This is a genomic window from Micromonospora sp. NPDC049645, from assembly GCF_040675155.1.
Taxonomy (GTDB): Bacteria; Actinomycetota; Actinomycetes; order Mycobacteriales; family Micromonosporaceae; genus Micromonospora.
In genome coordinates this window covers 1-17,593 of sequence record NZ_JBFAOI010000003.1, presented here as the reverse complement: position 1 = coordinate 17,593, position 17,593 = coordinate 1, and the positions used below count along the sequence as shown (strand labels likewise).

The window sequence follows — 17,593 nt, the reverse complement described above, 5'->3', positions numbered from 1 at the left end:
ACCACCCCATGGGCCGTTATCTGTTGAGACGGCTGCTCCAACTCGTGCCCGTCTTCATCGGTACGACGTTCCTGATCTACTGGCTCGTCTGGGCCGTTCCGGGCGATCCGTTCGCCGGCAAGTGCGGCGAGCGTCGCTGCCCGGACCAGTACATCGCCTTCATGACCGAGAAGTACCACCTCGACCAGAACGTCTTCGTGCAGTACGGCAACTACATGAAGAACCTGCTCCAGGGTGACTTCGGTCAGACCTTCTCGCAACGCGATATCGGCGACATCATCGCCACGGCGTACCCGAACACGCTGAAGCTGGCCCTGGTGGCGCTCGCCATCGAGGCCGTGATCGGCCTGGGCGCCGGCGTGCTGACCGGTCTGCGCCGCAACGGTTTCCTGGACAACCTGGTCCTGGTCTCCACGCTCTTCCTGATCGCGTTGCCGGTCTTCGTCGTCGGCTTCGTGCTTCAGTGGCTGCTGGGCGTGCAGTGGGGCCTCGTCAAGCCGACCGTCTCCTCCGAGATGCGGTGGTCCGAGCTGATCGTGCCGGGCTTCGTGCTCGGCAGTGCGTCAGTGGCCTACATCGCCCGGGTCGCACGAACCAGCATCGCGGAGAACCGCCGCGCCGACTACGTGCGCACCGCGATCGCCAAGGGTCTGCCGATGCGCCGGGTGGTGGGCGTGCACCTGCTGCGCAACTCGCTCATCCCGGTGGTCACCCTGCTCGGCACCGACCTCGGTGCCCTGATGGGCGGCGCGATCGTCACCGAGGGGATCTTCGGCATCAACGGAATCGGTCGCGCGGTGTACCGGGCGATCGTGACCAAGGAAAGCGCCACCGTCGTGGGCATCGTGGTCGTCCTGGTGCTGGTCTATCTCGTGATGAACCTGCTGGTTGACCTGCTCTACGCCGCCCTGGACCCGAGGATCCGTTATGAGTGACCCAAGCACCGCATCGATCGTCAGCACCCCTGGCGCGCACCCCACCGACTCCGGCACCCCCGCCACCGCGGGCCAGCCGCAGAGCAACGAAAAGCCCCGTGGCCTGCTCGGTGACGCCTGGCGGGACCTCCGACGCAAGCCGTTGTTCTGGATCGCGAGCACCCTGATCGTGATCTTCGTGTTGATGGCGCTCTTCCCGGCCCTGTTCGCCCCGGGCGACGCGGTCAACGGATCGTTGTCCCGCAGCCTGGACAAGCCGTCCGGGCACGCCTGGTTCGGGTACGACCTGCAGGGCCGCGACGTCTACGCTCGCGTCATCTACGGTGCCAGCGCGTCGATCCAGGTTGCTGTGCTCGCCGTGCTCGGCACCCTGCTGGTGGGCGGCACGATGGGCATCATCGCCGGCTACCGCGGTGGCTGGGTGGACGGGCTGCTGAGCCGGATCGCCGACGTCTTCTTCGGTCTGCCGTTCGTGCTCGGCGCGATCGTCATCCTGACCACGTTCAACGGCTCGGGCTCGGGCAACAGCAAAGTGAAGATCATGAGCCTGGTGACCCTCTCGCTGATCGTGCTGAGCTGGCCGGTCGTGATGCGACTCATGCGTTCCTCGGTGCTCGCCACCAAGGAGGCCGACTACATCGTGGCGGCCCGCGCGCTGGGCGCCGGCACCGGCCGGATCATCCTCAAGCACCTGCTGCCGAACTGCCTGGCCCCGCTGCTGGTCTACGGCACGATCATGGTCGGCTCGTTCATCGGTGCCGAGGCCACCCTGTCGTTCCTGGGCGTCGGCCTGAAGTCGCCGGTGGTCTCCTGGGGCATCATGATCAGCGACGGTAAGGACTTCCTCCGGGTCGCGCCAGGGCTGGTCTTCTTCCCCGCCGCGTTCCTCGTCACCGCAGTGCTGAGCTTCGTGATGCTCGGTGAGGCGGTCCGCGAGGCCCTCGATCCGAAACTCCGCTAGGGGATATCCAGTGTCCGACATTCTCGTGTCCGAGCAGTCCGCGCCGGGACCCGGCGGGTCCGGACGTCCCTCCGGCCGCCTGCTCGAGGTCGACGACCTGCGGGTGGAGTTCCGCACCCGGGACGGCGTCGCAAAGGTCATCAACGGAGTCACGTACCACGTCGACGCGGGGGAGACCCTCGCCGTGCTCGGCGAGTCCGGCTCCGGTAAGAGCGTCACGGCGCAGACCATCATGGGCATCCTCGACACTCCCCCCGGCTTCGTGACCGGTGGGCAGGTCCGCTTCCACGGCAAGGACATGCTCCGCATGTCCGACGAGGAGCGCCGCCGCATCCGCGGCGAGGGCATCGCGATGATCTTCCAGGACGCGCTCTCCGCGCTGAACCCCGTCTTCACCGTCGGGTTCCAGATCGCCGAGCAGTTCCGGGTCCGGCGGGGGATGGGTCGCGCGGAGGCCAAGAAGCGCGCGATCGAGATGCTCGACCAGGTCAAGATCCCGAACGCCAAGGGTCGGTTCAACAACTACCCGCACCAGTTCTCCGGCGGTATGCGGCAGCGCGCGATGATCGCGATGTCGCTGGCGCTCGACCCGGAGGTGCTGATCGCGGACGAGCCGACCACCGCCCTCGACGTGACCGTGCAGGCCCAGATCATGGACCTGCTGGCCGAGCTTCAGCGTGAGCGGCAGATGGGCATGATCCTGATCACCCACGACCTCGGCGTGGTCGCCGACGTCGCGGACCGGATCGCGGTCATGTACGCGGGCCGGATCGTCGAGGAAGCCGACGTGTACGACCTGTACGCCAAGCCGGCGCACCCGTACACGATGGGTCTGATCGACTCGATCCCGCGCCTGGACGAGAAGGGGCAGCAGCTCCGGACGATCAAGGGCCTCCCGCCGAACCTGATGAACATCCCGCCGGGCTGCCCGTTCAACCCGCGCTGCCCCATGGCTCAGCCGGTGTGCCGGGAGAAGGTCCCGCCGCTGCTGCAGGTCGGCACCGCCCGGGCCAGCGCCTGCCACTTCGCCGAGGAGCTGGTGAACCGTGTCTGAGAACATCCTCGAGGTCCGTGACCTGGTCAAGCACTACCCCGTCACGCAGGGTGTGGTGTTCAAGAAGACCGTCGGTCAGGTCAAGGCGGTCGACGGGGTCTCGTTCGGTCTGCGCGCCGGTGAGACGCTCGGCGTGGTCGGCGAGTCCGGCTGCGGCAAGTCGACGCTCGCCCGGGTGCTGATGAACCTGGAGAAGCCGACCGCCGGCAGCGTGAACTACAAGGGTCAGGACATCTCCACGCTCTCCGGTGGGGCGCTGCGACGCCTGCGCCGGCAGATCCAGCTGGTCATGCAGGACCCGTACACCTCGCTGAACCCGCGCATGACCGTGGGTGACCTGCTCGGTGAGCCGTTCGAGATCCACCCGGAGGTGGCGCCGAGGGGCAGCCGTCGGGCCAAGGTCCGGGAGCTGCTCGACCTGGTCGGGCTCAACCCGGAGCACATCAACCGGTACCCGCACCAGTTCTCCGGCGGTCAGCGTCAGCGCATCGGCATCGCCCGCGCGCTCGCGCTGCGGCCCGAGATCATCGTCTGCGACGAGCCGGTGTCGGCGCTGGACGTCTCCATCCAGGCCCAGGTGATGAACCTGCTGGAGCAGTTGCAGGGCGAGTTCGGGCTGTCGTACGTCTTCATCGCGCACGACCTGTCGGTGGTCCGCCACCTCTCGGACCGCGTCGCGGTGATGTACCTCGGCAAGATCGTCGAGATCGGCACCGAGGACGAGATCTACGAGCGTCCGACCCACCCGTACACCCAGGCGCTGCTGTCCGCCGTGCCGGTGCCGGACCCGACGCAGCGGAACAACAAGACGATCATCCGGCTCACGGGTGACGTGCCGTCGCCGATCAGCCCGCCCTCGGGCTGCCGGTTCCGGACCCGCTGCTGGAAGGCGCAGGACGTCTGCGCCGAGCAGGTCCCGCTGCTGGAGATCCGACGGGACTCGGACCACCCGAGCGCCTGCCACTTCGCGGAGAAGCGCGAGATCGTCGCCACCCACGAGGTGTGAGTCACCGAAACCGCCTGCCGACGTCACCACGACGACGGCAGGCGGTTTCGTCTGTCCCGTACCCGGAAGGGGCCGCGCGTGGCGCACGGCTGCCCGGGTGGCGTCCGCGGGCCGGACTGCTCACCGGGGCCGCAGGTGGCTCACAGCGGGCCGCGACCCGCGCGGAGCAGCAGCAGGGCCAACTGGGTGCCGTCGGCGCCGAGCGCGACCCGGAACCGCTCCAGGATCTCCCGTTCCCGGGACAGCACCAGGCGTGTCCCGCCGGACGCCATGCGGGTCACCCCGACCTCCTGGGACAGCGCGGCCCGCTCCTGCCAGAGCGTGATCAGCGCGTGGTCGATCTCGTCGATCCGTTCCCTGATCTGCACGATCCGCGCGGCGGCGGACGGCTCCTCGGTGCCGGTCTGCTGCTCGGCCGGCTCGGCGCTCGCACCCGTCGGCGGCGTGGCCACCGCCGGCTCAGCCCCCTGCGTGGCGGCCTGCCCAGCCTCCGGTCGGGTCGGGCCGCCGCTCTGCTCCATCACGTCTGTCATCATCGGGTACCTCTCGCAATGTGGTGCCCGGTGCCCGGAACCTGGGACGGAAAAAGCCCCGGACTCCAGGAGCCCGGGGCTTTAGCAGGTCTGAATCGATCAGGCGCGACCTACGGCAGCCGGACTCCCGGTGCCATAGTAAAAGTAGTAGCGCGCAGCGATCACGCCGTCGAGTATGCCCACGTCGCCGCCGGGTGCGCAAGCATTCCGCGTCGAGACGGGCACCTTTCTCGGCGGTGGGCGTACCGGGTGGTGGTGCGCGTCGTCGGGCACGAGCTGCTGAGCACCAGAGGCACAGTGTCTGACCGGCGGCATAGACTTGTCGGGCGATGCATCCTCTCTTCGACTTCCCCGCGTCCCCGCCTGCGCCGGAGTCCGCGCCGGCCCGCCCGCACCGACCCGGGGCGGCCGCCGTGCGCCTCGACCCGCAGCAACTGCTCGCCGGGCTGAACGGGCCGCAACGCGACGCCGTCAGCCACGCCGGCTCGCCGCTGCTGATTGTGGCCGGCGCCGGGTCCGGCAAGACCCGGGTGCTCACGCACCGGATCGCCTATCTGCTCGCCGCCCGGGACGTGCACCCCGGTGAGATCATCGCGATCACCTTCACCAACAAGGCTGCCGGCGAGATGAAGGAGCGGGTCGCCGCGCTGGTGGGCCCCCGGGCCCGCCTCATGTGGGTGTCGACGTTCCACTCGGCCTGCGTCCGGATTCTGCGGGCCGAGCACGAGCACGCCGGCCTCAAGTCGACGTTCTCGATCTACGACGCGGACGACTCCCGCCGGCTGATGCAGTTGGTGACCCGCGAGCTGGATCTCGACCCGAAGCGCTACCCGGCGCGGGGGCTGGCCGCCCAGGTCTCCAACCTGAAAAACGAGCTGGTCGACCCGGAGCAGTTCGCGGCGCGGGCCACCGGGCCCAACGAGCGGGCGCTGGCCGAGGCGTACACGCTCTACCAGCGCCGGCTGCGTGAGGCGCACGCCCTGGACTTCGACGACCTGATCATGACCACCGTGCACCTGCTCCAGTCGCACCCGCACGTCGCGGAGAGCTACCGCCGGCGATTTCGGCACGTGCTGGTGGACGAGTACCAGGACACCAACCACGCCCAGTACATCCTGATCAAGGAGCTGGTCTCCGGCACCGACGGGCTGGAGCCCGCCGAGCTGTGCGTCGTCGGTGACGCCGACCAGTCGATCTACGCGTTCCGTGGTGCGACGATCCGCAACATCCTGGAGTTCGAACGGGACTTCACCGACGCGCGGACGATCCTGCTGGAGCAGAACTACCGCTCCACCCAGACCATCCTCAACGCGGCCAACGCGGTGATCGACCGCAACACCTCCCGCAAACCCAAGCGGCTGTGGAGCGAGGCCGGCGCCGGCGAGCAGATCGTCGGCTACGTGGCCGACACCGAGCACGCCGAGGCCGACTGGGTGGCCCGGGAGATCGACCGGCTGGTCGACGCCGACGAGACCCGCCCCGGCGACGTCGCGGTCTTCTACCGCACCAACGCCCAGTCCCGCGTCTTCGAGGAGGTGTTCATCCGCGTCGGCCTGCCCTACAAGGTCGTCGGCGGGGTGCGCTTCTACGAGCGCAAGGAGGTTCGCGACGCCCTCGCGTACCTGCGGTCGGTGGTCAACGACGACGACACGGTGAGCCTGCGACGGGTGCTCAACACCCCACGCCGGGGGATCGGCGACCGCGCGGAGGCGTGTGTCGAGGCGCTGTCCAGCCGTGACCGGATCTCGTTCGGTGCGGCCCTGCGCCGGGCCCGGGAGGCGCCGGGCATCTCCAGCCGGGCGGCCAACGGCATCGCCGATTTCGTGGCGTTGCTCGACGGCGCCCGTGAGCTGGCTGAGACCGGCACCCCGGAGGAGGTCCTGGAGGCGCTGCTGACCCGCTCCGGCTACCTCACCGAGCTGGAGGAGAGCCTGGACCCGCAGGACGCCGGCCGGGTGGACAACCTCCAGGAGTTGGTCAGCGTCGCCCGGGAGTACACCGAGCGGATCGAAGCGCTGGGCGAGGAGGGGGAGCGGGCCACCCTGGCCGGCTTCCTGGAGCAGGTGGCGCTGGTCGCCGACGCCGACCAGATCCCCTCCGACGACCCGGACCACCAGGGTGTAGTCACCCTGATGACGCTGCACACCGCCAAGGGGCTGGAATTCCCGGTGGTCTTCCTGACCGGGCTGGAGGACGGCGTCTTCCCGCACCTGCGCTCGTTGGGCGACACGCGGGAGTTGGAGGAGGAGCGCCGCCTGGCGTACGTCGGCATCACCCGGGCCCGGCAGCGGCTCTACCTCTCCCGGGCGGTGACCCGCTCGGCCTGGGGGCAGCCGTCCTACAACCCGCCGTCACGCTTCCTGGAGGAGCTGCCGACCGAGTTGGTGCACTGGGAGCGCACGGAGGGGTCGTACACCTCCTGGGCCGGCGGTGGCGGCGGCGTCGGTGGTCGTGCGGACCGCGCGCCCGGCGGTCGTGGCACCTTCACCGGCGGCACGCCGAAGGCGGCGCAGCTGGCCCAGCGGCTCGGCGTGGACGCCAGCCGGCTGACCATGGCCAGCGAGCTGCGGCAGGGGCCGAAGGTGGCCGCGGGCGACCGGGTCAATCATCAGCGGTACGGGCTGGGGCGGGTGCTCGCCGTCGAGGGGCACGGCCCGGGTGCCCGCGCGCAGATCGACTTCGGCGACCAGACCATGTGGCTGGTGCTGCGGCACGCCCCAGTCGACAAGCTCTGACCCGCCCCCGCCCCCGCCCCCGCCCCCCGCGCCCCCCGCGCCCCGCGCCCCCGCCCGCGCCGATCTTGCACTTTCGGTTGTCGACATGTGGGCTTGTGCCCTTTGTGTCGCCACCGAAAAGTGCAAGATCGACGCAACTGGGGGTGCGGGCGCGAACCGCGCTGTCTCAGCAGCCCAGGTCGACGCCGCGGGCCCGCATGAACGGGGCCGGGTCGATCTGGTTCCACATGCCCTGGTGCACCTCGAAGTGCAGGTGCGGGCCGGTGGCGTCGCCGGTGGCGCCCTCGTAGCCGATGACCTGACCGGCCTTGACCTTCTGGCCGACGGTGACCGCGATGCGGCTCTGGTGGGCGTAGTGGGTCAGGTATCCGTTGCCGTGGTCGATGAAGACGGAGTTGCCGTACCCGTCGGAGGCGTCACCGGCCTGGGTCACGGTGCCGGCGGCGGCGGCGCGGATCGGCGTACCGGAGGGCAGCGCCAGGTCGATACCGGCGTGCAGGGTGCCCCAGCGCTGCCCGTAGCAGGAGGTGACGGCCGCGCCGGGCATCGGGTCGACCCAGGCCGGCGTGGGCCTGGTGGTCTTCTTCGGCTTCGGCTTGGCCTTCGCGGTCGCCGTCTTCGCCGGTGTCGGGCTGGCGCTGACCGTCGACGGGCTCGGTGTCGGGCTGGCCGCGGGGGTGACCGGCGTGCTCGACTCGCGTACCGAGCGGTCGGCCCGGTCGGCGGCTTCGGCGCGGGACTGTGCGTCGAGGGAAACGGTGGCGGGTGCCGGGTGGTCGGTGCCGGCGGTGGCCACGGCGACACCACCGAGGCCGAGGGCTACCAGGGCGGCGGCGCCGAGCACGATGAGGCGGTTCCGCCGGCCCGGGCGTTGCGGGCGCCCGGCCGGGGCGGTGTCGGGGGTGTTCTCGTTCTGGACGGGGCTGTCTTCCTGCACGGCGGACCTTCACAGTCGAGGGGCACTTGACCTCGAAATACTGGTGTCGGGCCGAGTTGGGGCAGGTGTGGGGACCGAACGACCGGGCGGCGAACCGGTGGCCCCCTGCCCGGATATGACCCGCTGTGCGGCGATCCATCCGGATAAGTGATCATGCCGCACGGTGCCGTCGATCACAATCACGCCTGTGACCGGGGACACCTTCGTCGTCCGCGCAGCATGCAGAACCGCCCGGATCGACAGATCCGGGCGGTCAACGGTCACTACGCACCGTCAGGAGGCGGCTACCTCGCTGTAGATTGCCTCGACTTGCAGCTTGATGTCCACTCCGCGCTCCTGGAGGAACGGCACCGGGTCGACCGGCTGCCCCTTGACATGGATCTCCAGGTGCAGGTGCGTGCCGTACGCGTGGCCGGTCTGGCCCACGAGGCCGAGCTGGTCGCCCGCCTTGATCTGCTGGCCTTCCTTGACGCTGACCGCGGAGGAGTGGCCGTAGATGGCCTCGCTGCCGTCGGCGTGCTGCACGATCACGGCGTTGCCGTACCCGCCGAACCAGCCGGCCTTGGTGACCAGCCCGTCATGGATCGCCACGTAGGGGGTGCCCTCGGCGGCGACCAGGTCGACACCGGTGTGCAGCTTGCCCCAGCGCACGCCGTAGGGGGAGTTGAAGTCGTAGCCCTGCAACGGCAGCAGCCAGACCTCGGGCTCGGCGCTGTCCTTGGAGCGGTTGTCCCGGGAGGCGCGGTCGGCGTTGTCCGCACGGGCGGCGGCGTCCTGACTGGTGACCGACGCCTGCTTGAGCTCGTCGAGGACCGTCGGGCTGACGTCCTTGGCATCCGGCAGGGCGCTCGCGCCGAGGGCCACGATGCCGGCCCCGACGAAGGCGGTGGTGACGACAGCTGCGTAACGGCTGCGGGGTGGGGTGGGTACGCGGCGGCGACCGCGATATCGATCGGGCTCAGACGACAGGCGCTGGCGCACGCACACCCTCCGTTGTCGGGGTTCCGAAGCGGCCGGTGGGCGTTCCTGAAGCTCCAGTGAACGTCCGCTGACCGCGTCGTCACCCGTCCATGGACCTGATGACAACCGTGGACACGTTAGCCAACCACCAGGCGAGTCACAAGCTAGAGCGGAAAATTGGCGTGTCGATCTGTCCGTTTGCGTCCATGATTGTCACGCATCGTGACGCCGAACGGTGCCCCTGTTGCTGCCCGTTCGTCGCCGAGCGTGACCGGTCCGGCGGAGTCGTCCGGCTTGACTCCGGGCGGCGCCGGGGTGGGGGTCGGCGGCGACGCCGGACGACCTGGGGGCGACCTCGCCGGGTTGCCGGCTGGACGCGGCGGGTAACGGCCGGTGGCGGAGCCCGGATTTCCCGGGCCGGGTCCGCCGGGTTACCGTTCGTTAAGGTGAAGGCCGTGGAGCCGGTGAAAGGTGTGCGCTGATGAGCTCTCGTATTCGGGTCGTCGTCGCGAAGCCTGGCCTGGACGGCCACGACCGAGGCGCGAAGGTCGTCGCGCGCGCCCTTCGGGACGCCGGGATGGAGGTCGTCTACACCGGCCTGCACCAGACCCCGGAGCAGATCGTGGAGACGGCCATCCAGGAGGACGCCGACGCGGTCGGCCTGTCCGTCCTCTCCGGCGCGCACATGACGCTGTTCCGGAGGGTGCTGGAACTGCTCGGCGAGCGCGACGCCCGCGACATCGTCGTGTTCGGCGGCGGCATCATTCCGAACGGCGACATCCCCGAGTTGGAGAAGCTCGGTGTCGCGAAGATCTTCACGCCGGGCGCCACCACCCAGGCGATCGTCGAGTGGGTCCGGGCGAACGTGGCCCAGCCGGTTTCCTGAGGCCCGCCGCATTCCTGAGGCCCGCCGGCTTTCTGGCGGTGTGCCACGGAGAGCTTCGCTGCGCCGAAAAGGATTTGGGCACGGGGGGAGGGGCCGGACGCACCCCTCACACGTCCGGCCCCTCTATGCACGATGCCCCGCCGCCACCCCTCGACCGACAGGGCATCGGCCGTCTCCCGTCATTGCGCTTTGCAGCGCTCCGACACCTGACTCAACGACGCCCCCACGGCCGGGTTACGCAGGTCGGACAACATCGCCCGGATGGTGGATGCCACCCGACTCGTGGCTGGAAACCGGCCATGCCCGATGTCCGGTTGTGCATTACCGCACACCACGCACCCGCTCGGTTGCCGGTGGTGCCGACCTCGCTAGGCTGCGGCCAATGGCCTGTTTCAACTGATGACAGGCGTCAAACTGTTTTCTGAACGCTGGTGGCGGCGCGACGGCGCGCCGCGGAGACGGGACGGGACGCGCAATCGTGGACCTGTACGAGTACCAGGGGCGGGACCTGTTCGAGCGGCACGGCTTGCCCGTGTTGGCCGGCGGCGTCGCCACTACCCCCGAAGAGGCCCGCGCGATCGCCGAACGCCTCGGCGGTCGAGTGGTCGTCAAGGCGCAGGTAAAGGTCGGTGGCCGAGGTAAGGCCGGCGGCGTCAAGCTGGCCGAGGGCCCGGATGAGGCGGTGGCCCGGGCCACCGACATCCTCGGCATGGACATCAAGGGCCACACCGTCCACAAGGTCATGATCACGGTGACCGCCGACGTGGCCGAGGAGTACTACTTCTCGTACCTGCTGGACCGGGCGAACCGCACCTTCCTCTGCATCGCCAGCGTCGCCGGCGGCATGGACATCGAGCAGGTCGCCGCCGACACCCCCGACAAGGTGGTGAAGGCCCCGATCGACGCCGTGAAGGGCGTGGACGAGGCGAAGGCCCGCGAGATCGTGACCGCTGCCGGTTTCCCGGCCGAGGTCGCCGACCAGGTGGTCGAGATCGCCGTCGGCCTGTGGCAGGCGTTCGTCGCCGAGGACGCCACCCTGGTCGAGGTCAACCCGCTCGCCAAGAACGGCGACGGTCGGATGCTGCTGCTGGACGCCAAGATCAGCTTGGACGAGAACGCGGCGTTCCGGCACCCGGACCACGAGGCCCTGGTCGACCAGGCCGCGGTGGACCCGCTGGAGCAGGCCGCCAAGGCCAAGGACCTCAACTACGTCAAGCTCGACGGCGAGGTCGGCATCATCGGCAACGGCGCGGGTCTGGTCATGTCGACCCTCGACGTGGTCGCGTACGCCGGTGAGCGGCACGGCAACGTCAAGCCGGCCAACTTCCTCGACATCGGCGGTGGCGCGAGCGCCGCGGTGATGGCGAACGGGCTGGAGATCGTGCTCTCCGACCCGGCCGTGAAGAGCGTCTTCGTCAACGTCTTCGGCGGCATCACCGCCTGCGACGAGGTCGCCAACGGCATCATCCAGGCGCTGGCCCTGCTGGAGCAGCGCGGCGAGCAGGTCACCAAGCCGCTCGTCGTGCGTCTCGACGGCAACAACGCCGAGGCTGGCCGGGCGATCCTGGACAGCGCGAACAACCCGCTGGTGCAGCGGGTGGACACCATGGACGGTGCGGCCGAGCGGGCCGCCGAGCTGGCAGCTGCGGGGGTCTGATCATGGCTATCTGGCTGACCAAGGACTCGAAGGTCATCGTCCAGGGGATGACCGGTTCCGAGGGTTCCAAGCACACCCGGCGGATGCTCGCCGCCGGCACCAACGTGGTGGGTGGCGTCAACCCGCGCAAGGCGGGCCAGAAGGTCGACTTCGACGGCACCGAGCTGCCGGTCTTCGCGTCCGTCGCGGACGCGATGGCCGAGACCGGGGCCGACGTCACCGTCATCTTCGTGCCGCCGCAGTTCACCAAGGCGGCCGTGGTCGAGGCGATCGACGCCGCGATCCCGCTGGCCGTGGTGATCACCGAGGGCGTGCCGGTGCACGACACCGCGTCGTTCTGGGCGTACAACGTGGCGCAGGGCGAGCGGACCCGGATCATCGGGCCGAACTGCCCGGGCATCGCCTCGCCGGGCGCGTCCAACGCCGGCATCATCCCGGCCGACATCACCGGCTCCGGTCGGATCGGCCTGGTCAGCAAGAGCGGCACGCTGACCTACCAGATGATGTACGAGCTGCGCGACATCGGCTTTTCCACCTGCGTCGGCATCGGCGGTGACCCGATCATCGGGACCACCCACATCGACGCGCTGGCGGCGTTCGAGGCCGACCCGGAGACCGACGCCATCGTCATGATCGGTGAGATCGGTGGCGACGCCGAGGAGCGGGCCGCCGAGTTCATCAAGGCCAACGTCACCAAGCCGGTGGTCGGGTACATCGCCGGCTTCACCGCGCCTCCCGGCAAGACCATGGGTCACGCCGGGGCGATCATCTCCGGCTCGGCGGGCACCGCCGAGGCGAAGCAGGCGGCGCTCGAAGCCGTCGGCGTCAGGGTCGGCAAGACGCCGACCGAGACCGCCAACCTGATGCGGGAGATCATGTCCGGCAGCTGAGCCGGCCAGGCAACACCGAAGGGGGTCGACCGCAACCGGTCGGCCCCCTTCGGCGTACGGGTACGCGCGCCGGTCAGTCGTTGTTCCAGAACGGGTAGTTGCCGGTGGCGCGCAGAATCGCCCCGCCGATGATGTTGATCACGCCGAGCGCGATGGCGAGGTAACCGAGCAGCGGCGACTGCCCGTACCGCCGGGCGTCACGGATGGACAGGTAGCCGAAGACGATGCCGAAGATGCCGCAGCAGATCAGACCCAGCACGATGCCCAGCACGCCCCAGAGGGTGCTCCGGTCCCGTCCCCGCGCCGGTGGTGGCGGGGGAGGCGGGTATGGCGTCGTCACGGCTTCCTCCGAACTGTCGTGGGCGACCTGCCGGACCGGCCCGCCTCCGGCGGGCCCGTCCCGGTGGTGGCGACTCGCGCCCCTCCGGGCCGAGGCTAGACCGGCCCGGGTGGCGTGGACGCCGGTTCGGTGAACTCGCCGCACTCAGGAGGGGTTAACGGACTGCCACCGCCCGCATGACGTGCCAGAGTAGAGCGGATGTCCCCCGTCACCCCTGATCGTCCCAGCCGTCCCGGCGGTGTGAACGCCGACGACCGGCCGGTCGACCGTGCCGCGCCGGCCCGGCGGGTGCCCGCGCCCCGCGCGGGTGGGTCGCCGCGTGGGCGTGCGCCGTTGCCCGTCGCCGCCGGGGTGGCTGCCGGCTGGGCCGCCCTCACCTCCTTCCTGCCGGTCGCCGTCGTGCTCGGCCTGGTCCAGCTCGGCGCGGACTCCACCACCCTGACCGGCACCCTGCGCACCGCACTGGCGGGCTGGCTGCTCGGGCACGGCGTACCGCTGCACACCGGGTCCGGTCCGCTCGGGCTCGCCCCGCTCGCGCTGACCGTGCTCGCGCTCTGGCGGTTGACCCGCGCCGGCGTGCACGTCAGCCGGGCGATCGGTGCCCGCGACACCCGCTCGCCGCGCCGGGCGCTGCTCGCCGCGAGCGCGGTCGGCATCGGGTACGCGCTGCTCGGCGCGCTCGCGGCGGTGCTGGTCGGCGCCGGTGGGCTGGACGTGTCCCCGATCCGGGCGGGTGCCACGTTCGCGGTGGTCGGCACCCTCGCGGCGCTGGTCGGCGCGACCCGCATCACCGCCGTGACCCGGTTGCTCGTCGCGCGGATGCCCGGCCCGGTGCGTGACGGCGTGCGCACCGGTCTGGTGGCCGGGCTGCTGCTGCTCGGCGCGGGGGCCGGCGCGGCCGGTCTGGCGGTGGCCACCGGCGGCGGCGACGCGGCGGACATGATCGGGGCGTACCGCACCGGGGTCGCCGGGCAGGCCGGCATCACCCTGGTCAGCGTCGCGTACGCGCCGAACGCGGCGATCTGGTCCACCAGTTACCTGCTCGGGCCGGGCTTCGCGGTGGGGACCGACACCGCGGTGCGCACCAGTGAGGTGTCGGTCGGCGCGCTGCCGGCCGTACCACTGCTCGCCGGCCTGCCGCGTGGCCCGCTGGACGGCTTCGGCGCCCTGCTGCTCGCGGTGCCGGTGCTGGCCGGAATGGTCGCCGGTTGGCTGCTCGCCCGCCGGGTGGCCCGGCTCGCCGGTCCGGAGCGGGCCCCGCAGCGCTGGGCCGAGTTGCTGGCGCCGGCCGCGCTGGCCGGGCCGGTGGCCGGGGTGCTGGTCGGTGTGGCCGCCAAGGTCTCCGGTGGGCCGCTCGGCGCCGGCCGACTCGCCCAGCTCGGGCCGGTGGCCTGGCAGGTCGCCGCCGTGGCGGCCGGTGTCATAGCGGTCGGGGCGCTGCTCGGCGCCGCCGCGACCCGAGCGCTGACCCGCGCGCCCGCGCCGTCGAGCCCGACCGGGCTCGCGCGCTAGACGAGCGCGGGGCGCCCCGGCGAACCCGGAGCGCCCCGTCGAATCCGACCCGTCAGGGCTGAGTGGGCAGGTTGACCTGCGCCACGATGCTCAGGATGAACGCCAGGATGCCCAGCCCGACGCCGACCGCGCCGCAGATCAGGCCGGCCTTGGCCTGCCCGGCGTTGTTGGCCTGGCCCTGGGCCACCTTCTGCTTGGCGAGGTAACCGGTCACGATGCCCGCGATGCCGACCGGGATGCCCAGGTAGAGGCAGCAGACCAGCGGGATCGACGCGATACCGAGGATCATCGACACCAGGCCGAGGGTGTTGTTCTGCCCCTGCGCCTGCGGGTATCCGGCGTTCGGGTACGTCGGGCCGGCGCCGTACGGGGGCTGCTGCTGGCCGTACGGGTCCTGGTACGGCGGCTGCTGGCCGTACGGCTGCCCCGAGGTGGGCTGCTGACCGTACGGGGCCTGCGGCGCGGCGTACGGATCCTGCTGCTGGCCGTACGGCTGGCCGGGCTGCTGGCCGTACGGGGCGGCTGGCGGCTGGGGAGCGGTCGGATCCTGGTTGGGCTGCTGGCCGTACGGGTCCTGACCGGGGTTACCGGGCTGCATTCGAGAAGCTCCTTGGACTGGTTCCGTCAGTTACTGCTGTTTGTTTCCATCCATGATCGCGGTCAGTCCTCCGGATGCCCAGTACAGCAACAGGACGACATGTCTCCCAAAGCACACGGAAGGGGCCTTGTTGACCGCTTCCGTGTCCCGGATCAGGGCGCTGTGGGGCCGGCGCGGCGTTCGGCCCGAGCGAGCGGCAGCGTACCGGGTCGGCGCACGCCGGCACTGCGCCGATCGGTGCGCCGCCCAGCCGAGGGGCGTACCTGACCTGCCCGATAGGGTGGCCCGGTGACCGAGCCCGCGTCCGTCGCCCGCATCGTCGTCCTCATCTCCGGCTCCGGGAGCAACCTTCAGGCGTTGCTGGAGGCCGCCGCCGACCCCGCGTACGGCGCGCAGGTCGTCGCGGTCGGCGCGGACCGCGACGGCATCGCGGGCCTGGACCGGGCCGACGCGGCGGGGGTGCCGACCTTCGTCGAGCGGGTCAAGGACCACGACAGCCGGGAGTCCTGGGACCGCGCGCTCACCGCGCACGTCGCGAAGCACCAACCCGACCTGGTCATCTCCGCCGGCTTCCTCAAGCTGGTCGGTCCGCACTTCCTCGCCGCCTTCGGCGACCGCTACCTGAACACCCACAACACGCTGCTGCCGGCGTTTCCCGGCATTCACGGCCCGCGTGACGCCCTCGCCTACGGCGTGAAGCTCACCGGCGCCACCCTCTTCTTCGTCGACGCCGGCATGGACACCGGGCCGATCGTCGCGCAGGTCGCGGTGCCGGTGCTCGACGACGACGACGTGGACACGCTCACCGAGCGCATCAAGGAAGCCGAGCGGCGCCAGCTCGTCGAGCAGGTCGGTCGCCTGGTCCGCGAAGGCTGGACCATCACCGGAAGGAAGGTCACGGTTCCGTGAGTCCCACTCAGGACGGGCGTCGCCCGATCAGGCGGGCGCTGGTCAGCGTCTATGACAAGACCGGGTTGGTCGAGCTGGCCCAGGCCCTGCACGCGGCCGGTGTGGAGATCGTTTCCACCGGCAGCACGGCGGGCACGATCGCCGCTGCCGGCGTGCCGGTGACGCCGGTGGAGACGGTGACCGGGTTCCCCGAGGTGCTCGACGGCCGGGTGAAGACCCTGCACCCGAAGGTGCACGCGGGTCTCCTCGCGGACCTACGCAAGGACACCCACGTCGCGCAGCTCGACGAGCTGGGCGTCGCGGCGTTCGACCTGCTGGTCTCCAACCTCTACCCGTTCCAGGCGACCGTCGCGTCCGGCGCCGGCGTCGAGGAGTGCGTGGAGCAGATCGACATCGGTGGACCGGCCATGGTGCGGGCCGCCGCCAAGAACCACGCCTCGGTCGCCGTGCTCACCGACCCGGCCGGTTACCCGGCGCTGATCGGCGCGCTCGGCGAGGGTGGCTTCACCCTGGCCCAGCGCCGTGCGTTGGCCGCCCGGGCGTTCGCCGACATCGCCGAGTACGACGTGGCCGTGGCCCAGTGGTGCGCCCGGGAGCTGGCCCCGGCCGACGACTCCTGGCCGGCGTTCGCCGGGTCGGCGCTGCGCAAGTCGACGGTGCTGCGCTACGGGGAGAACCCGCACCAGCCGGCCGCGCTCTACACCGACCCGGACGCCCCGGCGGGGCTGGCCCAGGCCGAGCAGTTGCACGGCAAGGAGATGTCGTACAACAACTACGTCGACGCGGACGCCGCCTGGCGTGCCGCGAACGACTTCACCGACCAGCCGGCGGTGGCGATCATCAAGCACGCCAACCCGTGCGGCATCGCGGTCGGCGCGGACGTCGCCGAGGCGCACCGCAGGGCCCACGCCTGCGACCCGGTGTCGGCGTTCGGCGGTGTCATCGCGGTCAACCGGCCGGTGTCGGTCGAGTTGGCCCGGCAGGTCGCCGACATCTTCACCGAGGTGGTGGTCGCCCCCGGTTTCGACGAGGGCGCGGTCGAAGTGTTGCAGGGCAAGAAGAACATCCGGCTGCTGCGTGCGCCGGCGTGGACCCCGGCGACGTTCGAGTGGCGGTCGGTGACCGGTGGCGTGCTCACCCAGGTCGCCGACCGGGTGGACGCCCCCGGTGACGACCCGGCGAGTTGGCGACTGGCGACCGGCGAGGCCGCCGACGAGGAGCTGCTGCGGGACCTCGCGTTCGCCTGGCGGGCGGTCCGCGCGGTAAAGAGCAACGCGATCCTGCTCGCCAAGGACGGCGCCACCGTCGGCGTCGGCATGGGCCAGGTCAACCGGGTCGACTCGGCGCAACTCGCGGTGAGCCGCGCCGGTGCCGAACGCGCCCGCGGCTCGGTCGCCGCCTCGGACGCGTTCTTCCCGTTCGCCGACGGCCCGCAGATCCTCATCGACGCCGGCGTACGGGCCATCGTGCAGCCCGGCGGCTCGATCCGCGACGAAGAGGTCATCGAGGCGGCCAAGAAGGCCAACGTGACCATGTACCTAACGGGAACCCGCCACTTCTTCCACTAACCCCGTGCTCCGCGTCGATCATGGAGTTGTGGTGCCCGGCAAAAGGGGCGCGGGGGGGGGAGTAGCCCCCCCCCAAACCCAAATAAACCCCCGGGAGGGGGGGGGCGCGGGG

16 protein-coding genes are annotated in these 17,593 nt (G+C 70.8%); 11 read left to right on the top strand and 5 right to left on the bottom strand.

The features are described 5' to 3' along the window. Window positions 1-8 precede the first annotated feature (8 nt). The 4 genes from AB0J33_RS08585 to AB0J33_RS08570 are packed head-to-tail and all read left to right on the top strand — an operon-like array spanning window position 9 to window position 3,956. A complete protein-coding gene (locus AB0J33_RS08585; RefSeq protein ID WP_238657510.1) occupies window positions 9-935 on the top strand; it encodes an ABC transporter permease in 927 nt (308 codons plus the stop codon). Further along, a complete protein-coding gene (locus tag AB0J33_RS08580) occupies window positions 928-1,896 on the top strand; it encodes an ABC transporter permease (protein ID WP_363611414.1) in 969 nt (322 codons plus the stop codon). Before AB0J33_RS08585 ends, AB0J33_RS08580 begins: the two co-directional genes overlap by 8 nt. Window positions 1,897-1,921: 25 nt before the next feature. Next, complete coding sequence (locus tag AB0J33_RS08575) at window positions 1,922-2,950, top strand: ABC transporter ATP-binding protein (protein WP_363612350.1); 1,029 nt, start codon at window positions 1,922-1,924, stop codon at window positions 2,948-2,950. Then, the gene (locus AB0J33_RS08570) at window positions 2,943-3,956 is read left to right on the top strand and encodes a dipeptide ABC transporter ATP-binding protein (protein WP_363611412.1); all 1,014 of its coding nucleotides are present in this window, start codon (window positions 2,943-2,945) and stop codon (window positions 3,954-3,956) included. The genes AB0J33_RS08575 and AB0J33_RS08570 overlap by 8 nt, the downstream gene beginning before the upstream one ends. A gap of 140 nt (window positions 3,957-4,096) precedes the next feature. Here AB0J33_RS08570 and AB0J33_RS08565 read toward each other — a convergent pair whose 3' ends face one another. Further along, a complete protein-coding gene (locus AB0J33_RS08565; RefSeq protein WP_363611410.1) occupies window positions 4,097-4,492 on the bottom strand; it encodes a chorismate mutase in 396 nt (131 codons plus the stop codon). Between the two features lie 326 nt (window positions 4,493-4,818). Here AB0J33_RS08565 and pcrA point away from each other — a divergent pair, with 326 nt between their 5' ends. Further along, entirely contained in the window at window positions 4,819-7,224 is a 2,406-nt protein-coding gene (pcrA, locus tag AB0J33_RS08560; RefSeq protein ID WP_363611408.1) for a DNA helicase PcrA, read from the top strand. Window positions 7,225-7,390: 166 nt separating this feature from the next. On the opposite strand, the gene AB0J33_RS08555 is transcribed toward pcrA, so the two are convergent. Together AB0J33_RS08555 and AB0J33_RS08550 are read right to left on the bottom strand one after the other, a co-directional pair. Continuing rightward, window positions 7,391-8,161 (bottom strand): M23 family metallopeptidase, encoded by a 771-nt coding sequence (locus tag AB0J33_RS08555; protein ID WP_363611406.1) that lies wholly within the window; start codon window positions 8,159-8,161, stop codon window positions 7,391-7,393. Window positions 8,162-8,434: 273 nt separating this feature from the next. After that, window positions 8,435-9,142, bottom strand: coding sequence for a M23 family metallopeptidase (locus AB0J33_RS08550; RefSeq protein ID WP_363611404.1), 708 nt, complete (start codon window positions 9,140-9,142; stop codon window positions 8,435-8,437). A gap of 460 nt (window positions 9,143-9,602) precedes the next feature. Between AB0J33_RS08550 and AB0J33_RS08545 the strand changes: the two genes are divergently transcribed. The 3 genes from AB0J33_RS08545 to sucD all read left to right on the top strand — a co-directional run bounded on the left by AB0J33_RS08545 (window position 9,603) and on the right by sucD (window position 12,554). Then, a complete protein-coding gene (locus AB0J33_RS08545; RefSeq protein WP_363611402.1) occupies window positions 9,603-10,007 on the top strand; it encodes a cobalamin B12-binding domain-containing protein in 405 nt (134 codons plus the stop codon). Between the two features lie 478 nt (window positions 10,008-10,485). Further along, on the top strand, window positions 10,486-11,664 hold the full coding sequence (sucC, locus tag AB0J33_RS08540; protein ID WP_030491850.1) for an ADP-forming succinate--CoA ligase subunit beta: 1,179 nt from the start codon (window positions 10,486-10,488) through the stop codon (window positions 11,662-11,664). 2 nt (window positions 11,665-11,666) lie between these two features. After that, the gene (gene sucD, locus AB0J33_RS08535; protein ID WP_363611400.1) at window positions 11,667-12,554 is read left to right on the top strand and encodes a succinate--CoA ligase subunit alpha; all 888 of its coding nucleotides are present in this window, start codon (window positions 11,667-11,669) and stop codon (window positions 12,552-12,554) included. A 73-nt stretch (window positions 12,555-12,627) separates the two neighbouring features. On the opposite strand, the gene AB0J33_RS08530 is transcribed toward sucD, so the two are convergent. Then, window positions 12,628-12,894 carry a DUF4190 domain-containing protein gene (locus tag AB0J33_RS08530; RefSeq protein WP_363611398.1) on the bottom strand — a complete coding sequence of 89 codons (267 nt, stop codon included), beginning with the start codon at window positions 12,892-12,894 and terminating at the stop codon, window positions 12,628-12,630. 198 nt (window positions 12,895-13,092) lie between these two features. On the opposite strand from AB0J33_RS08530, the gene AB0J33_RS08525 reads away from it, so the two are divergent. Then, window positions 13,093-14,406, top strand: a complete 1,314-nt coding sequence (locus AB0J33_RS08525) for a DUF6350 family protein (RefSeq protein ID WP_363611396.1) — start codon at window positions 13,093-13,095, stop codon at window positions 14,404-14,406. Window positions 14,407-14,458: 52 nt separating this feature from the next. On the opposite strand, the gene AB0J33_RS08520 is transcribed toward AB0J33_RS08525, so the two are convergent. Beyond that, entirely contained in the window at window positions 14,459-15,004 is a 546-nt protein-coding gene (locus AB0J33_RS08520) for a DUF4190 domain-containing protein (RefSeq protein ID WP_363611394.1), read from the bottom strand. 288 nt (window positions 15,005-15,292) lie between these two features. Here AB0J33_RS08520 and purN point away from each other — a divergent pair, with 288 nt between their 5' ends. Next, the gene (gene purN, locus AB0J33_RS08515) at window positions 15,293-15,913 is read left to right on the top strand and encodes a phosphoribosylglycinamide formyltransferase (protein ID WP_363611392.1); all 621 of its coding nucleotides are present in this window, start codon (window positions 15,293-15,295) and stop codon (window positions 15,911-15,913) included. Further along, window positions 15,910-17,481: a bifunctional phosphoribosylaminoimidazolecarboxamide formyltransferase/IMP cyclohydrolase gene (purH, locus tag AB0J33_RS08510; protein ID WP_363611390.1), complete on the top strand. Its 1,572-nt coding sequence runs from the start codon at window positions 15,910-15,912 to the stop codon at window positions 17,479-17,481. The genes purN and purH overlap by 4 nt, the downstream gene beginning before the upstream one ends. The last annotated feature ends 112 nt before the right edge of the window (window positions 17,482-17,593 follow it).

Excerpts from the sequence above, each read along its gene's own strand:
- pcrA (WP_363611408.1), top strand. The coding sequence starts at position 4,819 with ATGCATCCTCTCTTCGACTTCCCCGCGTCCCCGCCTGCGCCGGAGTCC.
- AB0J33_RS08565 (WP_363611410.1), bottom strand. The coding sequence starts at position 4,492 with ATGATGACAGACGTGATGGAGCAGAGCGGCGGCCCGACCCGACCGGAG.
- AB0J33_RS08545 (WP_363611402.1), top strand. The coding sequence starts at position 9,603 with ATGAGCTCTCGTATTCGGGTCGTCGTCGCGAAGCCTGGCCTGGACGGC.
- AB0J33_RS08525 (WP_363611396.1), top strand. The coding sequence starts at position 13,093 with ATGTCCCCCGTCACCCCTGATCGTCCCAGCCGTCCCGGCGGTGTGAAC.
- AB0J33_RS08585 (WP_238657510.1), top strand. The coding sequence starts at position 9 with ATGGGCCGTTATCTGTTGAGACGGCTGCTCCAACTCGTGCCCGTCTTC.
- AB0J33_RS08520 (WP_363611394.1), bottom strand. The coding sequence starts at position 15,004 with ATGCAGCCCGGTAACCCCGGTCAGGACCCGTACGGCCAGCAGCCCAAC.
- AB0J33_RS08580 (WP_363611414.1), top strand. The coding sequence starts at position 928 with ATGAGTGACCCAAGCACCGCATCGATCGTCAGCACCCCTGGCGCGCAC.
- sucD (WP_363611400.1), top strand. The coding sequence starts at position 11,667 with ATGGCTATCTGGCTGACCAAGGACTCGAAGGTCATCGTCCAGGGGATG.